The sequence below is a fragment of the Corallococcus sp. AB018 genome, from assembly GCF_003986945.1.
Taxonomy (GTDB): domain Bacteria; phylum Myxococcota; class Myxococcia; order Myxococcales; family Myxococcaceae; genus Corallococcus; species Corallococcus exiguus.
The window spans coordinates 1-16,947 of record NZ_RAWR01000227.1; the positions used below are offsets into that span (position 1 = coordinate 1).

General features: G+C 68.1%; 18 protein-coding genes. 14 read left to right on the forward strand and 4 right to left on the reverse strand.

What is annotated here, in order from left to right; genetic code table 11:
- The first annotated feature begins 575 nt into the window (after window positions 1–575).
- Both D7Y11_RS35050 and D7Y11_RS35055 read left to right on the forward strand, forming a co-directional pair.
- On the forward strand, window positions 576–2,933 hold the full coding sequence (locus D7Y11_RS35050) for a ribonucleoside-diphosphate reductase subunit alpha (protein ID WP_171809648.1): 2,358 nt from the start codon (window positions 576–578) through the stop codon (window positions 2,931–2,933).
- A 61-nt stretch (window positions 2,934–2,994) separates the two neighbouring features.
- On the forward strand, window positions 2,995–4,005 hold the full coding sequence (locus D7Y11_RS35055; protein WP_120579921.1) for a ribonucleotide-diphosphate reductase subunit beta: 1,011 nt from the start codon (window positions 2,995–2,997) through the stop codon (window positions 4,003–4,005).
- Window positions 4,006–4,081: 76 nt separating this feature from the next.
- On the opposite strand, the gene aqpZ is transcribed toward D7Y11_RS35055, so the two are convergent.
- The 4 genes from aqpZ to D7Y11_RS35075 all read right to left on the reverse strand — a co-directional run bounded on the left by aqpZ (window position 4,082) and on the right by D7Y11_RS35075 (window position 7,074).
- Window positions 4,082–4,906: an aquaporin Z gene (gene aqpZ, locus D7Y11_RS35060; protein ID WP_121755441.1), complete on the reverse strand. Its 825-nt coding sequence runs from the start codon at window positions 4,904–4,906 to the stop codon at window positions 4,082–4,084.
- A gap of 162 nt (window positions 4,907–5,068) precedes the next feature.
- The gene (hpt, locus tag D7Y11_RS35065; protein WP_120579919.1) at window positions 5,069–5,605 is read right to left on the reverse strand and encodes a hypoxanthine phosphoribosyltransferase; all 537 of its coding nucleotides are present in this window, start codon (window positions 5,603–5,605) and stop codon (window positions 5,069–5,071) included.
- Window positions 5,606–5,617: 12 nt separating this feature from the next.
- Window positions 5,618–6,433 carry a uracil phosphoribosyltransferase gene (locus tag D7Y11_RS35070; RefSeq protein WP_120579918.1) on the reverse strand — a complete coding sequence of 272 codons (816 nt, stop codon included), beginning with the start codon at window positions 6,431–6,433 and terminating at the stop codon, window positions 5,618–5,620.
- A gap of 41 nt (window positions 6,434–6,474) precedes the next feature.
- Window positions 6,475–7,074 (reverse strand): thymidine kinase, encoded by a 600-nt coding sequence (locus D7Y11_RS35075; protein ID WP_043321219.1) that lies wholly within the window; start codon window positions 7,072–7,074, stop codon window positions 6,475–6,477.
- 195 nt (window positions 7,075–7,269) lie between these two features.
- On the opposite strand from D7Y11_RS35075, the gene D7Y11_RS35080 reads away from it, so the two are divergent.
- The 12 genes from D7Y11_RS35080 to dnaB form a co-directional block, all read left to right on the forward strand.
- Entirely contained in the window at window positions 7,270–7,641 is a 372-nt protein-coding gene (locus D7Y11_RS35080) for a DUF5658 family protein (protein WP_120579917.1), read from the forward strand.
- A 116-nt stretch (window positions 7,642–7,757) separates the two neighbouring features.
- On the forward strand, window positions 7,758–8,057 hold the full coding sequence (gene spoVG / locus D7Y11_RS35085) for a septation regulator SpoVG (protein ID WP_014395244.1): 300 nt from the start codon (window positions 7,758–7,760) through the stop codon (window positions 8,055–8,057).
- Between the two features lie 42 nt (window positions 8,058–8,099).
- A complete protein-coding gene (locus tag D7Y11_RS35090) occupies window positions 8,100–9,053 on the forward strand; it encodes a ribose-phosphate pyrophosphokinase (RefSeq protein ID WP_120579916.1) in 954 nt (317 codons plus the stop codon).
- Window positions 9,054–9,259: 206 nt separating this feature from the next.
- Window positions 9,260–9,958, forward strand: coding sequence for a 50S ribosomal protein L25/general stress protein Ctc (locus D7Y11_RS35095; protein ID WP_120579915.1), 699 nt, complete (start codon window positions 9,260–9,262; stop codon window positions 9,956–9,958).
- A 114-nt stretch (window positions 9,959–10,072) separates the two neighbouring features.
- Window positions 10,073–10,648 carry an aminoacyl-tRNA hydrolase gene (gene pth / locus D7Y11_RS35100; RefSeq protein WP_120579914.1) on the forward strand — a complete coding sequence of 192 codons (576 nt, stop codon included), beginning with the start codon at window positions 10,073–10,075 and terminating at the stop codon, window positions 10,646–10,648.
- A 264-nt stretch (window positions 10,649–10,912) separates the two neighbouring features.
- A complete protein-coding gene (gene rpsF, locus D7Y11_RS35105) occupies window positions 10,913–11,389 on the forward strand; it encodes a 30S ribosomal protein S6 (protein WP_120579913.1) in 477 nt (158 codons plus the stop codon).
- A 48-nt stretch (window positions 11,390–11,437) separates the two neighbouring features.
- Window positions 11,438–11,845, forward strand: a complete 408-nt coding sequence (gene rpsR, locus D7Y11_RS35110) for a 30S ribosomal protein S18 (RefSeq protein ID WP_120524744.1) — start codon at window positions 11,438–11,440, stop codon at window positions 11,843–11,845.
- Between the two features lie 30 nt (window positions 11,846–11,875).
- Complete coding sequence (gene rplI / locus D7Y11_RS35115; RefSeq protein WP_126935854.1) at window positions 11,876–12,319, forward strand: 50S ribosomal protein L9; 444 nt, start codon at window positions 11,876–11,878, stop codon at window positions 12,317–12,319.
- 195 nt (window positions 12,320–12,514) lie between these two features.
- Window positions 12,515–13,672 carry an acyltransferase gene (locus tag D7Y11_RS35120; protein ID WP_126935855.1) on the forward strand — a complete coding sequence of 386 codons (1,158 nt, stop codon included), beginning with the start codon at window positions 12,515–12,517 and terminating at the stop codon, window positions 13,670–13,672.
- Window positions 13,669–14,784, forward strand: coding sequence for a sensor histidine kinase (locus D7Y11_RS35125; protein ID WP_126935856.1), 1,116 nt, complete (start codon window positions 13,669–13,671; stop codon window positions 14,782–14,784). The genes D7Y11_RS35120 and D7Y11_RS35125 overlap by 4 nt, the downstream gene beginning before the upstream one ends.
- Window positions 14,781–15,551: a LytTR family DNA-binding domain-containing protein gene (locus D7Y11_RS35130; protein ID WP_120579909.1), complete on the forward strand. Its 771-nt coding sequence runs from the start codon at window positions 14,781–14,783 to the stop codon at window positions 15,549–15,551. The genes D7Y11_RS35125 and D7Y11_RS35130 overlap by 4 nt, the downstream gene beginning before the upstream one ends.
- A gap of 157 nt (window positions 15,552–15,708) precedes the next feature.
- The coding region (gene dnaB / locus D7Y11_RS35135; RefSeq protein WP_126935857.1) for a replicative DNA helicase at window positions 15,709–16,947 on the forward strand (1,239 nt) is incomplete at its 3' end.

The following is a 16,947-nucleotide window of genomic DNA, read 5'->3' on the forward strand; positions in this document are numbered from 1 at the left end:
CCCCAACCCCCGACGCGGGCCCCCAGCCCTGATCTCCAGGGGTTGGGTGACCCCATGAAAAAGACGCGGCTGGCATGCTCCGTTGGGACCCAGAAATGTCCTGCATCCGACGTCGAAATCGGCCCTCGTGTGTGATCATAGATTGCAAGCCGCGATCCCACTGACCCGGCAGCCGCCTACTGGATCTAGCGTTGACACACTGGATGCCCCCCCATAGCTTGTGGGCCGCCGAGCGGCGGGCCGGGGTTCCGGCCGGCTGCTCTTGAGCTCTGGAGGCAGTGTGGTTTTCTTGCGCGACGCCTGCTTCTGTCCGACAAATAGCTACATGTCGGCCTCCTGTTTCAAGGCCATCGGGTCCTGATCGGAAGAAGCAGTCCCGCCCTCCTATCTCTGAAGCCGTCATCTACGGGGCAGTCCGCCCTGCTGGCTACGCCATTGCCTTGCCCGGAAGTGAGACGCCCTTGACCGTCCAGACGCCTTTCAAGCCGAACGCCGTCGCCTCGCCACCCCCCGACTCCGCCGCCGTGGCGCCCGCCACGCAAGCCCCGTCGGCCACCGGCGACTTCACCACCACCATGCGGGTGAAGAAGCGCAACGGCACGGCGGAGCCGGTGGACCTCAACAAGATCGTCCGCGCGGTGGGCAAGTCGTGCGTGGGCCTGTCGCGCGTGGACGTGATGCGCGTGGCCACCAAGACCATCAGCGGCCTGTATGACGGCGCCACCACGCGGGAGCTGGACAGCCTGTCCATCCAGACCGCCGCGGCGCTCATCGTGGAGGAGCCCGAGTACGCCCGGCTCTCCGCGCGCCTGCTCTCCACCTTCATGCAGAAGGAGGTCAGCAACCAGGACATCCAGTCCTTCAGCCAGTCCGTCGCCGCCGGCCACAAGCACGGCCTCATCGCGGACCGCCTGCTCACCTTCGTCCAGGCCAACGCGCGCAAGCTCAACGCCGCCATCGACCCGGTCCGCAACGACCTGTTCGAGTACTTCGGCCTGCGCACCGTCTACGACCGCTACCTGCTCAAGAACCCGCAGACGCGCGAAGTGATTGAGACGCCGCAGGACTTCTTCCTCCGCGTGGCGTGCTCCCTGTCCGGCGACAACGCGCGCGAGGCCATCGAGCTCTACCGCCTGTTCAGCTCGCTGGAGTACCTGCCCAGCTCCCCCACCCTGTTCAACTCCGGCACGCGCCACGAGCAGCTCTCCAGCTGCTTCCTCCTGGACTCGCCGGCGGACGAGCTGGACGCCATCTACAAGAAGTATTCGGACATCGCGATGCTGTCGAAGTTCAGCGGCGGCATCGGCGTGGCGTACCACCGCGTGCGCGCGCGCGGCTCGCTCATCAAGTCCACCAACGGCCACTCCAACGGCATCGTCCCGTGGCTCAAGACGCTGGACGCGTCCGTGGCGGCGGTGAACCAGGGCGGCAAGCGCAAGGGCGCGTGCTGCGTGTACCTGGAGACGTGGCACGCGGACATCGAGGACTTCCTCGAGCTGCGCGACAACACCGGTGACGAGGCCCGCCGCGCGCACAACCTGAACCTGGCCAACTGGGTGCCGGACCTCTTCATGCGCCGCGTGGAGGCCGACCAGGAGTGGAGCCTCTTCGACCCGAAGACGACGCCCCACCTCACCGACCTCTTCGGCGAGGCCTTCGAGAAGGCCTACGCGGAGGCCGAAGCGCAGGGCCACGCCGTGCGCAAGGTGAAGGCGCGCGACCTGTACGCCCGGATGATGAAGGTGCTGGCCCAGACGGGCAACGGCTGGATGACCTTCAAGGACATCTGCAACCGCAAGAGCAACCAGACGGGCCAGCCGGGCAACGTCATCCACCTGTCCAACCTGTGCACCGAAATCCTGGAGGTCACGAGCCAGGGTGAGACGGCGGTGTGCAACCTGGGCTCGCTCAACCTGGGCCGCATGGTGAAGGACGGGAAGTTCGACTTCGACCAGCTGCGCTCCAACGCGATGCTCGCGCTCAAGCAGTTGGACCGCGTCATCGACCTCAACTACTACCCCATCCCCACCGCCGCGGACTCCAACCGCCGCTGGCGCCCGGTGGGCCTGGGCCTGATGGGCCTCCAGGACGTCTTCTTCCAGCTGCGCCTGCCCTTCGACTCCGTGGAGGCGCGCAACCTGTCCAAGAAGATTTCGGAGGAGATCTACTACGCGGCGCTCGTCACCTCCTCCGACCTGGCGGAGCAGTTCGGCGCGCACCCGTCCTTCCCGGAGACGCGCGCGGCCAAGGGCGAGCTCCAGTTCGACAGCTGGGGCATCGTCCCGGAGGACACGCTGCGCTGGGACGCGCTGCGCTCGCGCATCATGAAGGTGGGCCTGCGCAACTCGCTGATGATCGCCATCGCGCCCACGGCCACCATCGCGTCCATCGCCGGCTGCTACGAGTGCATCGAGCCGCAGGTGTCCAACCTCTTCAAGCGGGAGACGCTGTCCGGTGACTTCCTCCAGGTGAACCGCTACCTGGTGCGCGACCTGCAGCAACTGGGCCTCTGGAACGAGAGCACCCGCAACCGCATCAAGCTGGCCGAAGGCAGCGTGCAGGACCTCACGGAGCTGCCGGAGGCGCTGCGCGCCATCTACCGCACCGCGTGGGAGCTCCCCATGCGCGCGCTGCTGGACATGGGCGCGGACCGCGGCGCCTTCATCGACCAGAGCCAGTCGCTCAACCTCTTCGTGGAGACGCCCAACATCGGGAAGCTGTCCTCGATGTACTTCTACGCGTGGCAGAAGGGGCTGAAGACCACGTATTACATGCGCTCGCGCCCGGCGACCCGCATCGCCAAGGCCACCGTGGGCCAGGGCGGCCCGACGATGACGGCCGCCCCCACGCCCGCGCCGCAGGTGGTGACGGCGGAGGCGGAAGCGGTGGCGTGCTCGCTGGAGAACCCCGAGGCGTGCGAGGCCTGCCAGTAGTCCCTGGCGGTCCCCACCCTGCTGTCCCCTGTCGTCGTGTGAGTAAGGGAGTACCGAAGCAATGCTGCTCGATCCGGGAATGAACCTGACGCTGCGCCCCATGGCGTATCCCGTCTTCTTCGAGATGTACCGCAACGCCATCAAGAACACCTGGACGGTGGAGGAGATCGACTTCTCCACGGACCTGGTGGACCTGCGCTCGAAGATGACGGACGCGGAGCGTCACCTCATCCACCGGCTGGTGGCCTTCTTCGCCACGGGCGACTCCATCGTCGGCAACAACCTGGTGCTCAACCTCTACAAGCACCTGAACGCGCCCGAAGCGCGCATGTACCTGTCGCGCCAGCTCTATGAAGAGGCCCTGCACGTCCAGTTCTACCTGACGCTGCTGGACAGCTACGTGCCGGACCCGGCGGAGCGCGCCAAGGCCTTCGCGGCGGTGGACAACATCCCGTCCATCCAGCGCAAGGCGCGCTTCTGCATGAAGTGGATGGACAGCATCCAGGCGCTGGATCAGGTCCGTTCCAAGTCGGACCGCCGCCAGTTCCTCTTGAACCTCATCTGCTTCGCGGGCTGCATTGAAGGACTCTTCTTCTTCGCGGCCTTCGCCTACGTGTACTTCCTGCGCAGCAAGGGGCTGCTGAACGGTCTGGCCGCGGGCACCAACTGGGTGTTCCGCGACGAGTCCGCCCACATGACCTTCGCCTTCGAGGCCATCAAGACCGCGCGCAAGGAGGAGCCGGACCTCTTCGACGCGGGCATGGAGAAGGACGTCGTGCAGATGATGCGCGACGCGGTGGAGTGCGAGACGCAGTTCGCCCAGGACCTGCTGAGCGGCGGCGTGATGGGCCTCTCCGTACAGGAGATGCGCGGCTACCTGGAGTACGTGGCCGACCAGCGCCTGCAGATGCTGGGCATCGCCCCCGTCTTCCACACCAAGAACCCGCTGCACTTCATGGACCTGCAGGACGTGCAGGAGCTCACCAACTTCTTCGAGCGCCGCGTGTCGTCCTACCAGGTCGCCGTGGGCGTGGGCGCCGCCAACGACGTCGTCTTCGACGCCGCCTTCTAGGCCTCTCCCCTGCTTCACACACAAAGGCCGTGCCCCGCGACGAAGCGAGGCACGGCCTTCGTGCTTCCAACCCTCTTTAGACGGGGTGCTCCACGTCGCGCGGGCCCGCCACGCGCTCCCGGCGCTCCTCGTCCGTCGCCTGCTCCGCGCGCGCGGCCGTAATCTGCACCGCCGGGCGGTTCACCAGCCGGTACACTGCGGACGCGAAGGCAGCCCCCAACAGCGGCGCGATGATGAACATCCACAGCTGGCGCAGGGCGTCGCCTCCGGCGAACAGCGCCGGGCCCAGGCTGCGCGCCGGGTTCACCGACGTGTTGGTGATGGGGATGCCCACCAGGTGGATGAGCGTCAGCACCAGGCCAATGGCCACGCCCGCGAAGCCCACCGGCGCCCGCGAGTCCGTGGCCCCCAGCACCGTCAGCACCAGCAGGAAGGTGAGCACCACCTCCGCGATGAAGGCCGCCCCGCCGCCGTAGCCCTCCGGCGACGCCACCCCGTAGCCGTTGCTGCCCAGCCCCTCCGCACCCGCGGAGTACCCGCCCGGCGCGCCCTTCGCGATGAGCAGCACCACGCCCGCGGCGAGGATGGCGCCCACGCACTGCGCGATGACGTAGCCAGCCAGGTGCCGCTTGTCGAACTTGCCCGCCATCATCAGGCCCACCGTCACGGCCGGGTTCACGTGGCAGCCGGAGATGGGGCCAATCGTGTACACCATGGCCAGCAGCGACAGCCCGAAGGCGAAGGCCACGCCCAGGAAGCCGATGCGGTCGCCCGCCAGCACCGCCGCCCCAACGCCTCCGAGCACCAGCACGAAGGTGCCCACCGCTTCCGCCAGGTACTTCTGCATCGCGTCGCCATTGGTGGGGGCCGTCCGGGCGGCCCTCACGTTTCCGTCTCGCATGTTCAAGCCTCCTCAGGGGTCCAGAGGAGAGGCTGTGCATGCGTGCGCCCCACAACGCGTGAGGGCCCTGCACACGGCCGCCGTGCGGCGCATGGACAAGGCCCTCGCAGTCCCGAGGCCCCCACCCCGAAGGGAGGGGCACCCGAGCCCATCAGGCGTTTCTCAGACGTGCTTCCAGATGCCGATGAACGGCAGGTTCCGGTACTTCTCGCCGTAGTCCAGGCCGTACCCGACGACGAACTTGTCCTCGATGACGAAGCCCTTGTAGTCGATTTCCACCTTCGCCTTGGCCCGCGCGGGCTTCTCCAGCAGCGAGCAGATCTTCACCGACGCCGGGTGCCGCGCCCGGAGGTTCTCCAGGAGGAAGCTCATGGTGAGCCCCGTGTCGATGATGTCCTCGATGATGAGCAGGTGCTTGCCCGCCATCGGCTTGGACACGTCCGTGGTGATGCGCACCTCGCCCGTGGACTCCGTACCGCCGTGGTAGCTGGACACGCCCAGGAACTCGAGCGTCAGCGGCAAGTCAATGGCGCGCGCCAGGTCGATGGCGAAGAACGCGGAGCCCTTGAGCACGCAGATGAGCGTCAGCTCCTTGCCCTCGTAGTCGCGGGTAATCTGCGCGCCCAGCTCCTTCACGCGCGCCTGCACGGCCTCCTCGGAGATGAGGACGCCGACATCCTTCTCGTGGAACGTCGTCACCGGGTGCTCCCTCTACACGTAGGCGTTGTTCATGATCTCCCCGAAGCCGCCGCCGCCGGGGACGATGTACTGACGGTCATCCAGGCCCCGCTCCTTCTCCCAGAGCAGGCCCGGCGCGGTGCCGAACACCTCCGGCGGGGACAGGCCGCGGTCCAGACGGAGCGCGTAGATGATGACGTCCGGGTGCTCCGTCGTCATCCGGCGCAGGTACTCCGGCGTGACGATGAGGTTGAGCGTGATGATGCGCCGGGCCTTCCCGGGCACCCTCGTCTTGTACAGCTGGATGGCCGTGGCCAGGCTGCCGCCCGTGGCCCCCATGGGGTCCGGGAACAGCACGAACGCGTCATCCACGTCCCCGCCAATCTTCGCGCCGCCAATCTCCGAACCCACCACCGCCTGGGCCGCGTCGATCATCCGGCTCATGATGATGTGGTCCTGGCGCACCAGGGACGGATCCACCGTGAAGTTGAGCAGGTCATACGTCACCTGCGACGGCAGCGTGCCCGCCCGCGCGATGTTCACCGTCACCACGCGCAGCTGCGGGTCCACCACCTCGCCCTGGTAGATGCCCAGGGGCGTGGAGTCGATCATGCGGGTGGGAATGGTCACCATCTTGCGCGGGAACTCCGCGTTGATGACCGTCTTCACCAGGTCCGCGTAGAGCTGCTCCACCAGCCGGTTGATCTGCGGCTGCAGCGTGCCCTTGGCGCACAGCGTGGCCAGTTGGGAGAGGAGAAACGGATTTCCCACCAGGTGGACGCTGGGACCATAGTGGTGGGCCATCTCGTTCAACTTGAACGGCACGTTCGCGTAGAGAGTGTCGCGCATCGGATGGGGCTCCCGCGCCGGTGACAGGCGGATTGAGGCTTTCAGTCGAACAGCTTCAGCGTCTGCGGAGGGCTCGCCTCCGCGGGTTCCGCCACGTGACACTTGCGGCAGCGCGGCTCGTAGGCACCCGCCGCGCCCACCACCACCCGCTCCTCGCTGCCAATGATGCGCTGCGAACGGTTGGCCGGGTTCCCGCACACCGCGCAGATGGCCAGCTCCTTCGTCACGTACTCCGCCACCGCCATCAGCTGCGGCATCGGCTCGAAGGGGCGCCCCTGGTAGTCCTGGTCCAGGCCCGCGCAGATGACGCGCATGCCCCGTTGGGCGAGCGCCTCGCACACCTGCACCACTTCTCCGCCCAGGAACTGCACCTCGTCGATGCCCACCACCTGCGTGTCGGGGGACAGGTGCCGGAAAATTTCTTCAGCCCTTTCGATAGGCAGGGACGTCAATTTCAACTGGCTGTGGCTGACCACCTGCGTGTCGTCGTAGCGGGTGTCGATGCGCGGCTTGAACACGCGCACCTTCTGCCGGCCGTACAGCGCGCGCTTGACGCGACGGATCAACTCCTCCGTCTTGCCGGAGAACATCGATCCGCAGATGACCTCTATCCACCCGATATCTTTGGGGAATTGATGCAATGGGCACTCGTCTCGGTGTGGCTGGGCGGGGCGAATCTCCGCGACCCATCCCTTCCCGTCAATTTCGTTTCCAGGCCGGCAAGCCCCCGCCTCCGCCGCCTGCCCGGCTGCTTCCCATGAAGTCCCGGAAGCCCTGGCAAGGGATTTGAATAGCCCTGGCTCCAGGTAGCAGGACGGGAACCTTGGGGGTGGGGCGTGGCGGCGACGGCGAACGAGGTGCAGGCGGGGAGTTGGGCGCAGCAGGCTTCTTTCTACACGTCACCGGCGTCGGTGGCGCTGCTCATGCTGAACCTGTTGGACGGGCTGTTCACCCTGCTCTTCCTGCAGCTGGGGGTGGCGGAGGAGCTCAACCCGGTGATGCGCGTGGCGTACGAGCAGTCACCGCTGCTCTTCATGTTCTCCAAGCTGCTCATCGTGAACGCGGGGCTGTGCCTGCTGTGCCTGCACCGCCGGCTCAAGGCCAGCCGCCTCGCCATCCGCGCGGGCGCCATCGTCTACGCCATCATCGTGGTCTACCACCTGGCCTTCCTCGCCCACCTGGTGAGTCATTGGCCCTTCGGGGCATGACGGCTGGAGGCCCAGTGAACGGTCCCCAGCGCGACAGGTAGGGGGTGCTTGCTTTTCACCTTCAGTCTGTCCCAGGCTTCCCCGTAGCTCCGGCCTTCCAGGTTCGGGGGGGGACCATGAACATCACCGACGTCCGGGTGTTTCCGGTCGAAGAGGACAAGCTCAAGGCGTACGTCACCATCACCCTGGATCACTGCTTCGTCGTGCGCGACCTGAAGGTGATCCACGGCTCCACCGGGCTCTTCATCGCGATGCCCGCGAAAAAACGGAAGGACGGGACCTACAAGGACATCGCCCATCCGTTGAACGCGGACACGCGAAGCCAGATGGAGCGGGTCATCCTCATCGAGTACGAGAAACACCTTCACCAGGCGCAGAACGGGACGCTCGGTCCCGTGGCGGCTGAACTCGACTAACGAACTTCCATTCGGGGCGCGCACGGGTTAGTCAGCGCCCCCATGCAGCCGTCGCGTGACTTCAAGGTGTTCGCCGGGAACTCGAACCCGGCGTTGGCGCAGCGCATCTGCGAATACCTCCAGCGGCCCCTGGGCAACGCGGTGGTGGACACGTTCTCCGACGGGGAGATCCACGTCGAGATCGGCGAGAACGTGCGAGGACAGGACGTGTTCATCGTCCAGTCCACCTGTCCGCCGACGAATCACCACCTGATGGAGCTGCTGATCATGTGCGACGCCCTCAAGCGGGCGAGCGCCGGCTCCATCACCGCCGTGATGCCGTACTACGGGTACGCGCGACAGGACCGGAAGGTGGCGGCCCGCACGCCCATCACCGCCAAGCTGGTGGCGGACATGCTGGAGGTCGCGGGCGTCAACCGGGTGGTGTCCATGGACATGCACGCCGGGCAGATCCAGGGCTTCTTCAACATGCCCTCGGATCATCTCTACGGCTCGCCGGTGTTCCTGGAGGACATCCGCAAGCGCTTCACGGAGTCGAGCGAGCTGGTCATCGTCAGCCCGGACGCCGGCGGCGTGGAGCGCGCGCGCGCCTACTCCAAGCGGCTGAACACGGGGCTGGCCATCATCGACAAGCGCCGCCCGCGCCCCAACGCCTCGGAGGTGATGAACCTCATTGGCGACGTGAACGGCAAGGACGCCATCCTGGTAGACGACATGGTGGACACCGCGGGCACGCTCGCCCAGGCGGCCCTCGCGCTGAAGGACAAGGGCGCGCGCCGGGTGCTCGCGTACGCGGTGCACCCCATCCTGTCCGGCCCCGCCATCCAGCGCATCACCGACTCCGTCCTGGAGGAGGTCGTCTTCACGGACACGGTGCCGCTCGCGGCCAACGCCAAGGCGTGCCCGAAGATCCGCGCCCTGCAGACGGACGCCCTCTTCGGGGAAGCCATCGCGCGCATCCACCGCGCGGACTCGCTGAGCTCGCTGTTCGTCTGAAGTCCGTCCGAGCTTGAGAGCCGCCTGGAGTCCGGGCGGCTTGACGAAGGACCCCGGGGGCTGGCATGTCCGGCCCCCTCCACCGGTTCCATGGGCCCGTCACAACGGCCCGGGCGCCGTCTTCGGGGCCCACCATGGGGGTGGGATGCCGAGGGCGCCCAGACGCCGGTGAACACCGCGGTACCCACCGATAAAGAGAGATTTCCATGGCCACCGACAAGAGCACCCTCGAAGCGCAGGCCCGTGAAGGTTCCGGCAAGGGCATTGCCCGCCGCCTGCGTGCGTCCGGCCAGGTTCCCGCCGTCGTCTACGGCAAGCACCTGAAGGCGCCGCTGCACATCTCCGTGGACCCCAAGGCCATCCGCACGGCCATCAACACCCCGCACAAGCTGAACACGCTCATCCAGCTGAAGCTGGCCGGCAATGAGCAGCAGGTCCTGCTGAAGGACTACCAGATGGATCCGCTCACCCGCGACATCCTGCACGCGGACTTCATCGCCGTGAGCGAGAAGGAGCAGGTCAAGGTGAACCTCCCCGTCGTGCTCACCGGCAAGGCCCCGGGCGTGGCGGAGGGCGGTCTGCTCACGCAGATCCGCCGCAACCTGGAGGTCTGGGCGCTCCCCGGCGCCATCCCGCTCCAGATTGAAGTGGACGTCAGCAATCTGCAGATCGCGGAAGCCATCCACGTGAACGACGTGAAGCTCCCCGAGGGCGTGTCCGTGAAGACGCACGTCAACTACACCATCGCGGTCCTCGCCGCGCCGGAAGCGGCGGAGGCGGCTCCGGCGGCCGCGGCGGCTGCTGCCCCGGCGGCGGGCAAGGCGGCGGACGCGAAGGCGGGCGACGCGAAGGCCCCCGCGGCGGCCGCGGCCAAGGCCCCGGCCAAGGCCGCGGCGAAGAAGTAGTCCTCTTCCGCCGTTCGGTATCTCCTCGCGGGGCGGGCCTCTTCCAGGGCCTGCCCCGCTGTCTTTTTCCGGGTGTAGGCCCTTCAAGGTCCCCACCCTCCTCTGGAGCCTTCCATGAAGCTCATCTGCGGGCTGGGCAACCCCGGGCGCGAGTACGAGCGCCACCGCCACAACGTCGGGTTCATGGTGGTGGACGCGCTCCTGTCGCGCGCCCGCGCGGAGCTCACCCAGGACAAGTTCCAGGCGCGGGTGGGCCAGGGGAGCCTGGGCGGCGAGCGCATCCTCTTCGTGGAGCCGCAGACGTACATGAACCTGTCCGGCCGCTCCGTGGCGGAGGCCGCGCGCTTCTACAAGGTCGAAGTGCAGGACGTGCTCGTGGTGCACGACGAGTTGGATCTGCCCTTCGGGCGGCTGCAGCTCAAGGCGGGCGGCGGCGCGGGCGGGCACAACGGGCTCAAGAGCATGGTGCAGTGCCTGGGCGAGGACGCCTTCATCCGCGTACGGGTGGGCATTGGCAAGCCGGAGGGCCCCAACGCCAAGGAGCGCGTGGCGGGCTACGTCCTGTCCAACTTCGACGACGGCGAGCGCCGCCAGTTGGAGGAGCTGGTCGGGAAGGCGGCGGACATGGCGGAGAGCTGGGTGCGCGACGGGCTCTCCACGGCGATGAACCGCCACAACCGCAAGGCCTGAAGCGCGGGGCCGGCTGGTTGCCCCCCTGGCTCCCCTTGACTTTCCAGGAGGGGTCCTCTTAGAAGCCCCTTCCCCCGGAGTGCGTCCCACGCTTTCCGGTGGATGTTCTTTCAAAGCTTCCCGTGTTCACGCACGGGCCAAGGCGCGATGGTGACGGGCGCGCGAGAGGATTTCCCGTCCCCGGTGGTGGCCTTCGAGGGCCTCCGGCCGTTTCCCCGCTCCCCGGATGGTCCGGGGGGCACTCGACCCCAAGGGGAGAGAAACATGGCAGAGACGCAGGCCGCCAAGCGGCTTCGTGAGTACGAGACCATCTTCCTGGTCAAGCCGGACGTGACCGACGACAACGTGGACAAGCTCAAGGAGCGCGTCCGCACCATCGTTTCGCGTGAGGGCGGCAAGGTCCTCCGCTTCACGGTGTGGGGGAAGAAGAAGACCCTGTTCCCCGTGGCCAAGCAGCCCCGCGCCATCTACGTCCACACGAGCTTCCTGGGTGACGGCAAGCTGGTGGCGGAGATCGAGCGCAACCTGCGCAACATCGACGACGTCACGCGCTACATCTCCGTGAAGATCGCGGACGAGGTGGATCCCGAGTCCCGTCCGGTGCTCGAGGACCTCAAGCTGGCCGGCGACGTCGAGGAGACCCGTCCGGGCGCTCCCGTCGAGCGCGAGGGTGGCTTCCGCAGCGAGACGCCTGAGTTCGCGGGTGGCGATTCGGAAGAGGAGTCCACGGAGGAGGCGTAACGCCTCTGACGAGACCTTCACCCAACCTTCCAGGAAACGAGAACGTTCATGAGCAACGGCATGGATAGCAAGCAGGGCGCGGGCGCTTCCCGCGGCCCCGGTGGCGGTGGCGGCGGCTACGGCGGCGGTTCGCGCGGTGGCGACCGTGGTGGCGATCGCGGCGGTGACCGCGACCGTGGTGGTGATCGCGGCGACCGCGGCGGCATGGGCGGCGACGACGACAAGCGCGGTGGCCGCGGCTTCGGCCGCAAGAAGGTCTGCCGGTTCTGCGCGGAGAAGAACGCGTCGGTGGACTTCAAGGACCAGGCGACGCTGAAGTACTTCGTCACCGAGCGCGGCAAGATCATCCCCCGCCGCATCTCCGGCAACTGCGCGAAGCACCAGCGTGAGGTGGCGGTGGCCATCAAGCGCGCCCGCGGCATCGCGCTCCTCCCCTACAACGCGGTGGTCGGCTAGTCGCCGGTCCGCAACACAGGAGACAGAAACATGAAGGTCATTCTGCGTGAGGACATCGACAACCTCGGCAAGTCCGGCGAGCTCGTCACGGTGAAGGACGGCTTCGGCCGTAACTTCCTGCTGCCGCGCAAGAAGGCGGTCCTGGCGAGCGAGCAGAACCTGCGTCAGCTGGAGCACGAGAAGGCCGTGCACACGGCGCGCAACGCCAAGCTGAAGGGCGCTGCCGACGAGCAGGCCAAGAAGCTGGGCGCCGTCAAGGTCACCATCAAGCGCAAGGTGGGCGAGCAGGACAAGCTGTTCGGCTCCGTCACGGTGCTGGACATCGCCGAGGCGCTCGCGGCCCAGGGCCAGCAGGTGGATCGCCGCCAGCTGCACCTGGCCGAGCCCATCAAGTCGCTGGGCAACTACGAAGTGGAGCTCCGCCTGCACCGCGAGGTGACGGCGAAGATCAAGGTCGACGTGGTGGCCGAGTAGTCCACCGCATCACCTGAAGCGCTCCATCGCTTCAAGGGAAGGGCCGTCCGGGCAACCGGGCGGCCCTTTTCGCGTCTCCGGGGCGGAGGCCGTCCGGCTCGCGCCGCTGGCGGTCCGTTTCACGGCATCCGCGTGGATGCAGGGCCCCAGGCGTGGGTACTTCAGCGGCGGACACCGCCTGGAGGTCTCCGCCACGTGAGCGCCCCAATCCGCCCCGCCGCCGCGCACCACCCCGACCTGGACTGGCTCCGGGTGCTGGCCATCGTGGTGCTGCACCTGTTCCACACCGGGATGATGTTCAACACCTGGGAGTGGCACATCAAGAGCCCCCAGGCGCTGCCGCTGCTGGAGCCTGTCATGGGGGTGCTGCACCTGGTGCGCATGCCGCTGCTGATGGTCATCTCCGGCGCGGGCACCGCGTTCGCGCTCCGGCGGCGCTCCTTGAGGGCGTTCACGAAGGACCGGACGAAGCGGCTGTTGTTGCCGCTGGTGTTCGGCATGTTCGTGGTGGTGCCGCCGCAGATCTACGTGGAGCGGCTGTTCCAGGGCCGCATCCAGGGGAGCTACGCCGCGTTCTACCCGACGGTGTTCGACTTCGTGCCCTACCCCGCGGGCAGCTTCAGCTGGCACCATCTGTGGTTCGTGGCCTACCTGTTCGTCTACTGCCTCCTGGCCCTGCCCCTCTTCGCGGCGCTGCGCACGCAGGCCGGGGGACGGTTCCTCACGTGGGCGGACGCGTGGCTGTCGCGTGGAGTGAACGTGCTGTGGCTCGTGGTGCCGCTGGCGCTCAACCGGGTGCTGCTGCGCGACTTCCCGGAGACGCACGCGCTGCTGGATGATCCGCGCACGTTCGTGCACTACGGACTGCTGTTCCTCTATGGCCACCTGCTGGGCCGCTGCCCGGGTGTGTGGGGCCGGCTGGTGGCGCTGCGCCACGTGCTGCTGGCCGTGGCGTTGGCGGCGCTCGTGGTGGAGCTGGTGTGGCCGTGGCCGGTGATGCCGGTGGTGCCCGCCATCATGGGGGGCACGGTGCTCATCTGGAGCGGGCTGCTGACGGCGATGGCATGGGCGCGGCACCACGTGCGCACGGCCCCCGCGTGGCTTTCGCACGCGCAGGCGCTTTCGTATCCGTTCTACATCTTCCACCAGACGGTCATCCTCTGCGTGGGCTACCTGTGCCTGCGCCTGCCAGTGGGGCCCTGGGCCATGCTCCTCGCGGTGCTCACGCTGTCCTTCGCCGTCACGCTGGCGCTGTGTGAAGGCGTGTCCCGCGTGGCCTGGCTCCGGCCGCTCTTCGGCATGAAGCCCCGCGCCGCGCGTCCGGCCGTCCTGGCGCAAGAGGCCGTGGGGTGAGGGCCTGGGAGGACGTTCCATCCACGCGGTGGCGCTGGCCCCGGCTGCGCTTGCGTCCGGCGCTGAAGGTCCTGGCGTTCGGGCTGGCCCTGGGCGTGTGGCAGGGCAGCGCGGTGCGGCTGATGCAGCTGATGCGGCCGCATCCGGGCCATTGGGCGCCGGCGTTCATCTGGGAGATGACCAGCGCGCTCGCCGTCACGCTGCTGCTCCCCGTCCTGATGACGGCGGTGCTCAACGCGCCGGCCCCTCGCGTGGGCTGGACGCGCTTCCTGGGCATCCACGCGGCGGCGTTCAGCCTCTTCACGTCGCTGCACATCGCGCTGATGGCGGGGCTGCGGCATGGCATCTACGCGCTGCTGGAGCTGGGGGACTACGACCTGGGGCCTCCCGTGTACGCGCTCCCCATGGAGGCGCAGAAGGACCTGATTACCTACGGCCTGGGCTGCGCGGTCATCTCGCTCCTGTACGAGTGGCGACAGCGGCAGGCCCGGGCGCTGCGCTCGGCGGAGCTGGAGGGCGAGCTGCGGGCCGCGCAACTCCAGTCGCTCACGGGCCAGCTGCACCCGCACTTCCTCTTCAACGCGCTGCACACCATCGGGTCGGTGATGTACGAGGACCTGCCGCGCACGGACCGGCTCTTGAGCGACCTGGGCCAGCTCCTGCGCGCGAGCCTGGAGCGCACCGAGCCCACCTGGACGCTGGCCGAGGAGCGCGGGCACACCGAGCGCTTCGTCGCATTGCTCGCGGCGCGCTTCGGCGACCGGTTGGACGTGCGCTGGGACGTGGCGCCGGGCCTGGAGACCCAACGCGTGCCCTGCTTCGCGTTGCAGACGCTGGTGGAGAACGCGGTGAAGCACAACCAGGACCTGCGCGGCGCGCTGGAGGTGCGCATCCGCGCGCGTGCTGAAACGGACCGCTGGGCGCTGGAGGTGGAGGACACCGGGCGCGGCTTCGGGGCGCCCTCCCCTGCCTCCGGACCTGGCGTGGGGCTGATGCAGTTGGAGCGCGTGCTCACGCTGCTGCACGGAGACAGGGCACGGCTGGAGCGCGGCGCGGGACCGGAGGGTGGCGCGCGCGTGACGGTGTGGCTGCCCCGGGTGGAGGTCGCATGACGGTGTTCCGCGTGCTGGTGGTGGACGACGAGGCGCCCGCTCGCGCGAAGGTGAAGCGCCTGCTGGCGGACGACGCGCGCTTCACCTGCGTGGGCGAGGCCTCGGACGGCACGGAGGCGCTCGCGCGCATCGAGTCGCTGCGGCCGGACCTGGTGGTGCTGGACGTGCAGATGCCCGGCCTCACCGGCTTCGAGGTCCTGGAGGCGCTCGGGCCGGACGCCTGCCCCGCGGTCATCTTCTCCACCGCCTACGAGCGCTTCGCGCTCCAGGCCTTCGAGGCCCACGCGGCGGACTACCTCCTCAAGCCCTATGACGCGGGCCGCTTCACCCGGGCGCTCGACAAGGCCCATGTGCTGCTGAGCGCGGGCACGCGCGGCTCGGCCGCGATGGACGCCCTGTTCGCCACGGTGGCGAAGGCCCGCCCGGAACGCCCGCTGGAGCGGCTGGTGGTGAAGGTGGGCGAGGGCTGGGTGCCCCTGCGCCTGGACACCGTGTGGCGCCTGTCGTCGGAGGACAAGTACGTGCGGCTCTTCACCGCCCAGGGCGAACACCTGGTGCGCCAGACGCTGCGGGCCCTGGAGGAGCGCCTGGACCCCACCCGCTTCGTGCGCGTGCACCGCGGCGACCTGGTGAACCTGGAGGCCGTGGCCCGCCTGGAGCCGTGGACGCATGGGGACGGCATCCTGGTGCTCAAGGACAGCTCCACGGTGATCCTCAGTCGCACCTACCGGGAGGCCTTCCTCCAGCAGTGGGGCGCCGCCGAATAGCCCGACGCGCGGGGTCGGTTCACCTGGAGGCCGGGCGGAGGTGCCACGGCGGGTCGCGGCATCCCTCTCGGACCTACCGGTTGCTACAGGACTGTTGCAGGAAACTGGACGTCCGCTGGACCGTGTCAGACGCTGCCTGTAGAGGTTCCAAGCAGCCATGCAGAACGTCCTGGACGGTAGGGAAGGTCGGCGGGTCCACGAGGATCTCGCCGCGGAGCGTGCGGTGCTGGGCGCCGTGCTGGCGGACAACGGGCTCATCACGCCCGTGGCGGAGGTCGTCCACGCGGACGACTTCGCCAGCCCTTCGCACGCACAGATCTTCTCCGCGATGATGCGGTTGGATCAGCAGAGCAAGCAGGTGGACCACCTGACGCTCGCGGAGGAGCTCAAGGTCCTGGGCCAGCTCGTCTCGGTGGGCGGCCCCGCGTACCTGATGGGCCTGGACCAGGTCGTCCCGCTGGCGGCCAACGCCGTCCAGTACGCCCACATCGTCAAGGACCAGGCGCTGCGCCGGCGCCTGGCCAACGTGGGCCGGGAGATCCAAGAGCTCGCCAGCCAGGAGACGGGCGAGCTGGACGTCCTGCTCGACGAGGCCGAGCGCAAGGTCTTCCTCCTCGCGGAGAAGAAGCGCGAAGGCGACCTGCGTCCGGTCAGCGAGCTGATGGAGCAGACGCTCGACCTGCTGGACAAGATGAAGACCGCGAACACCGGCGTGACCGGTCTGTCCACGGGCTACATCGACCTGGACAATCAGCTGACCGGCCTGCACGCCGGTGAGCTCATCATCCTCGCGGCGCGTCCCGGCGTGGGCAAGACGTCCTTCGCCATGAACATCGCGGTGCACGCGGCGCTGAAGGAGAACAAGGCCGTCGGCATCTTCAGCCTGGAAATGCCCGCGGATCAGCTGCTCATGCGTCTGCTCGCGTCCACGGCGCGCGTGGACATGAAGAAGCTGCGCGGCGGCCGGCTGTCCCCGCACGACGAGGAGAAGTTCCAGGAGATGGCGGGCGCGCTCTACAACGCCCCCATCTACATCGACGACTCCGGCGGCCTGTCCCCGTTCGACCTGCGCGCGAAGGCGCGGCGCGTGAAGCAGAAGGACCCGCGCCTGTCGCTGCTCGTCATCGACTACCTCCAGCTGATGCACCAGAAGGGCAAGGTGGAGAGCCGCCAGCTGGAAGTCGCTGAAATCTCCCGCGCGCTCAAGCAGCTGGCCAAGGAGCTGGAGGTGCCCATCATCGCGCTCAGCCAGCTCAGCCGTAAGGTGGAGGAGCGCAAGGGCGGCAAGCCCATGCTGTCCGACCTGCGTGAGTCCGGCTCCATCGAGCAGGACGCCGACGTGGTGATGTTCATCCACCGCGAGACGGAAGAAGATGGCGGCGAGGGTGGAGGAGGC

Excerpts from the sequence above, each read along its gene's own strand:
- D7Y11_RS35050 (WP_171809648.1), top strand. The coding sequence starts at position 576 with ATGCGGGTGAAGAAGCGCAACGGCACGGCGGAGCCGGTGGACCTCAAC.
- D7Y11_RS35055 (WP_120579921.1), top strand. The coding sequence starts at position 2,995 with ATGCTGCTCGATCCGGGAATGAACCTGACGCTGCGCCCCATGGCGTAT.
- aqpZ (WP_121755441.1), bottom strand. The coding sequence starts at position 4,906 with ATGCGAGACGGAAACGTGAGGGCCGCCCGGACGGCCCCCACCAATGGC.
- D7Y11_RS35070 (WP_120579918.1), bottom strand. The coding sequence starts at position 6,433 with ATGCGCGACACTCTCTACGCGAACGTGCCGTTCAAGTTGAACGAGATG.
- spoVG (WP_014395244.1), top strand. The coding sequence starts at position 7,758 with ATGAACATCACCGACGTCCGGGTGTTTCCGGTCGAAGAGGACAAGCTC.
- D7Y11_RS35090 (WP_120579916.1), top strand. The coding sequence starts at position 8,100 with ATGCAGCCGTCGCGTGACTTCAAGGTGTTCGCCGGGAACTCGAACCCG.
- D7Y11_RS35095 (WP_120579915.1), top strand. The coding sequence starts at position 9,260 with ATGGCCACCGACAAGAGCACCCTCGAAGCGCAGGCCCGTGAAGGTTCC.
- pth (WP_120579914.1), top strand. The coding sequence starts at position 10,073 with ATGAAGCTCATCTGCGGGCTGGGCAACCCCGGGCGCGAGTACGAGCGC.
- rpsF (WP_120579913.1), top strand. The coding sequence starts at position 10,913 with ATGGCAGAGACGCAGGCCGCCAAGCGGCTTCGTGAGTACGAGACCATC.
- rpsR (WP_120524744.1), top strand. The coding sequence starts at position 11,438 with ATGAGCAACGGCATGGATAGCAAGCAGGGCGCGGGCGCTTCCCGCGGC.
- rplI (WP_126935854.1), top strand. The coding sequence starts at position 11,876 with ATGAAGGTCATTCTGCGTGAGGACATCGACAACCTCGGCAAGTCCGGC.
- D7Y11_RS35130 (WP_120579909.1), top strand. The coding sequence starts at position 14,781 with ATGACGGTGTTCCGCGTGCTGGTGGTGGACGACGAGGCGCCCGCTCGC.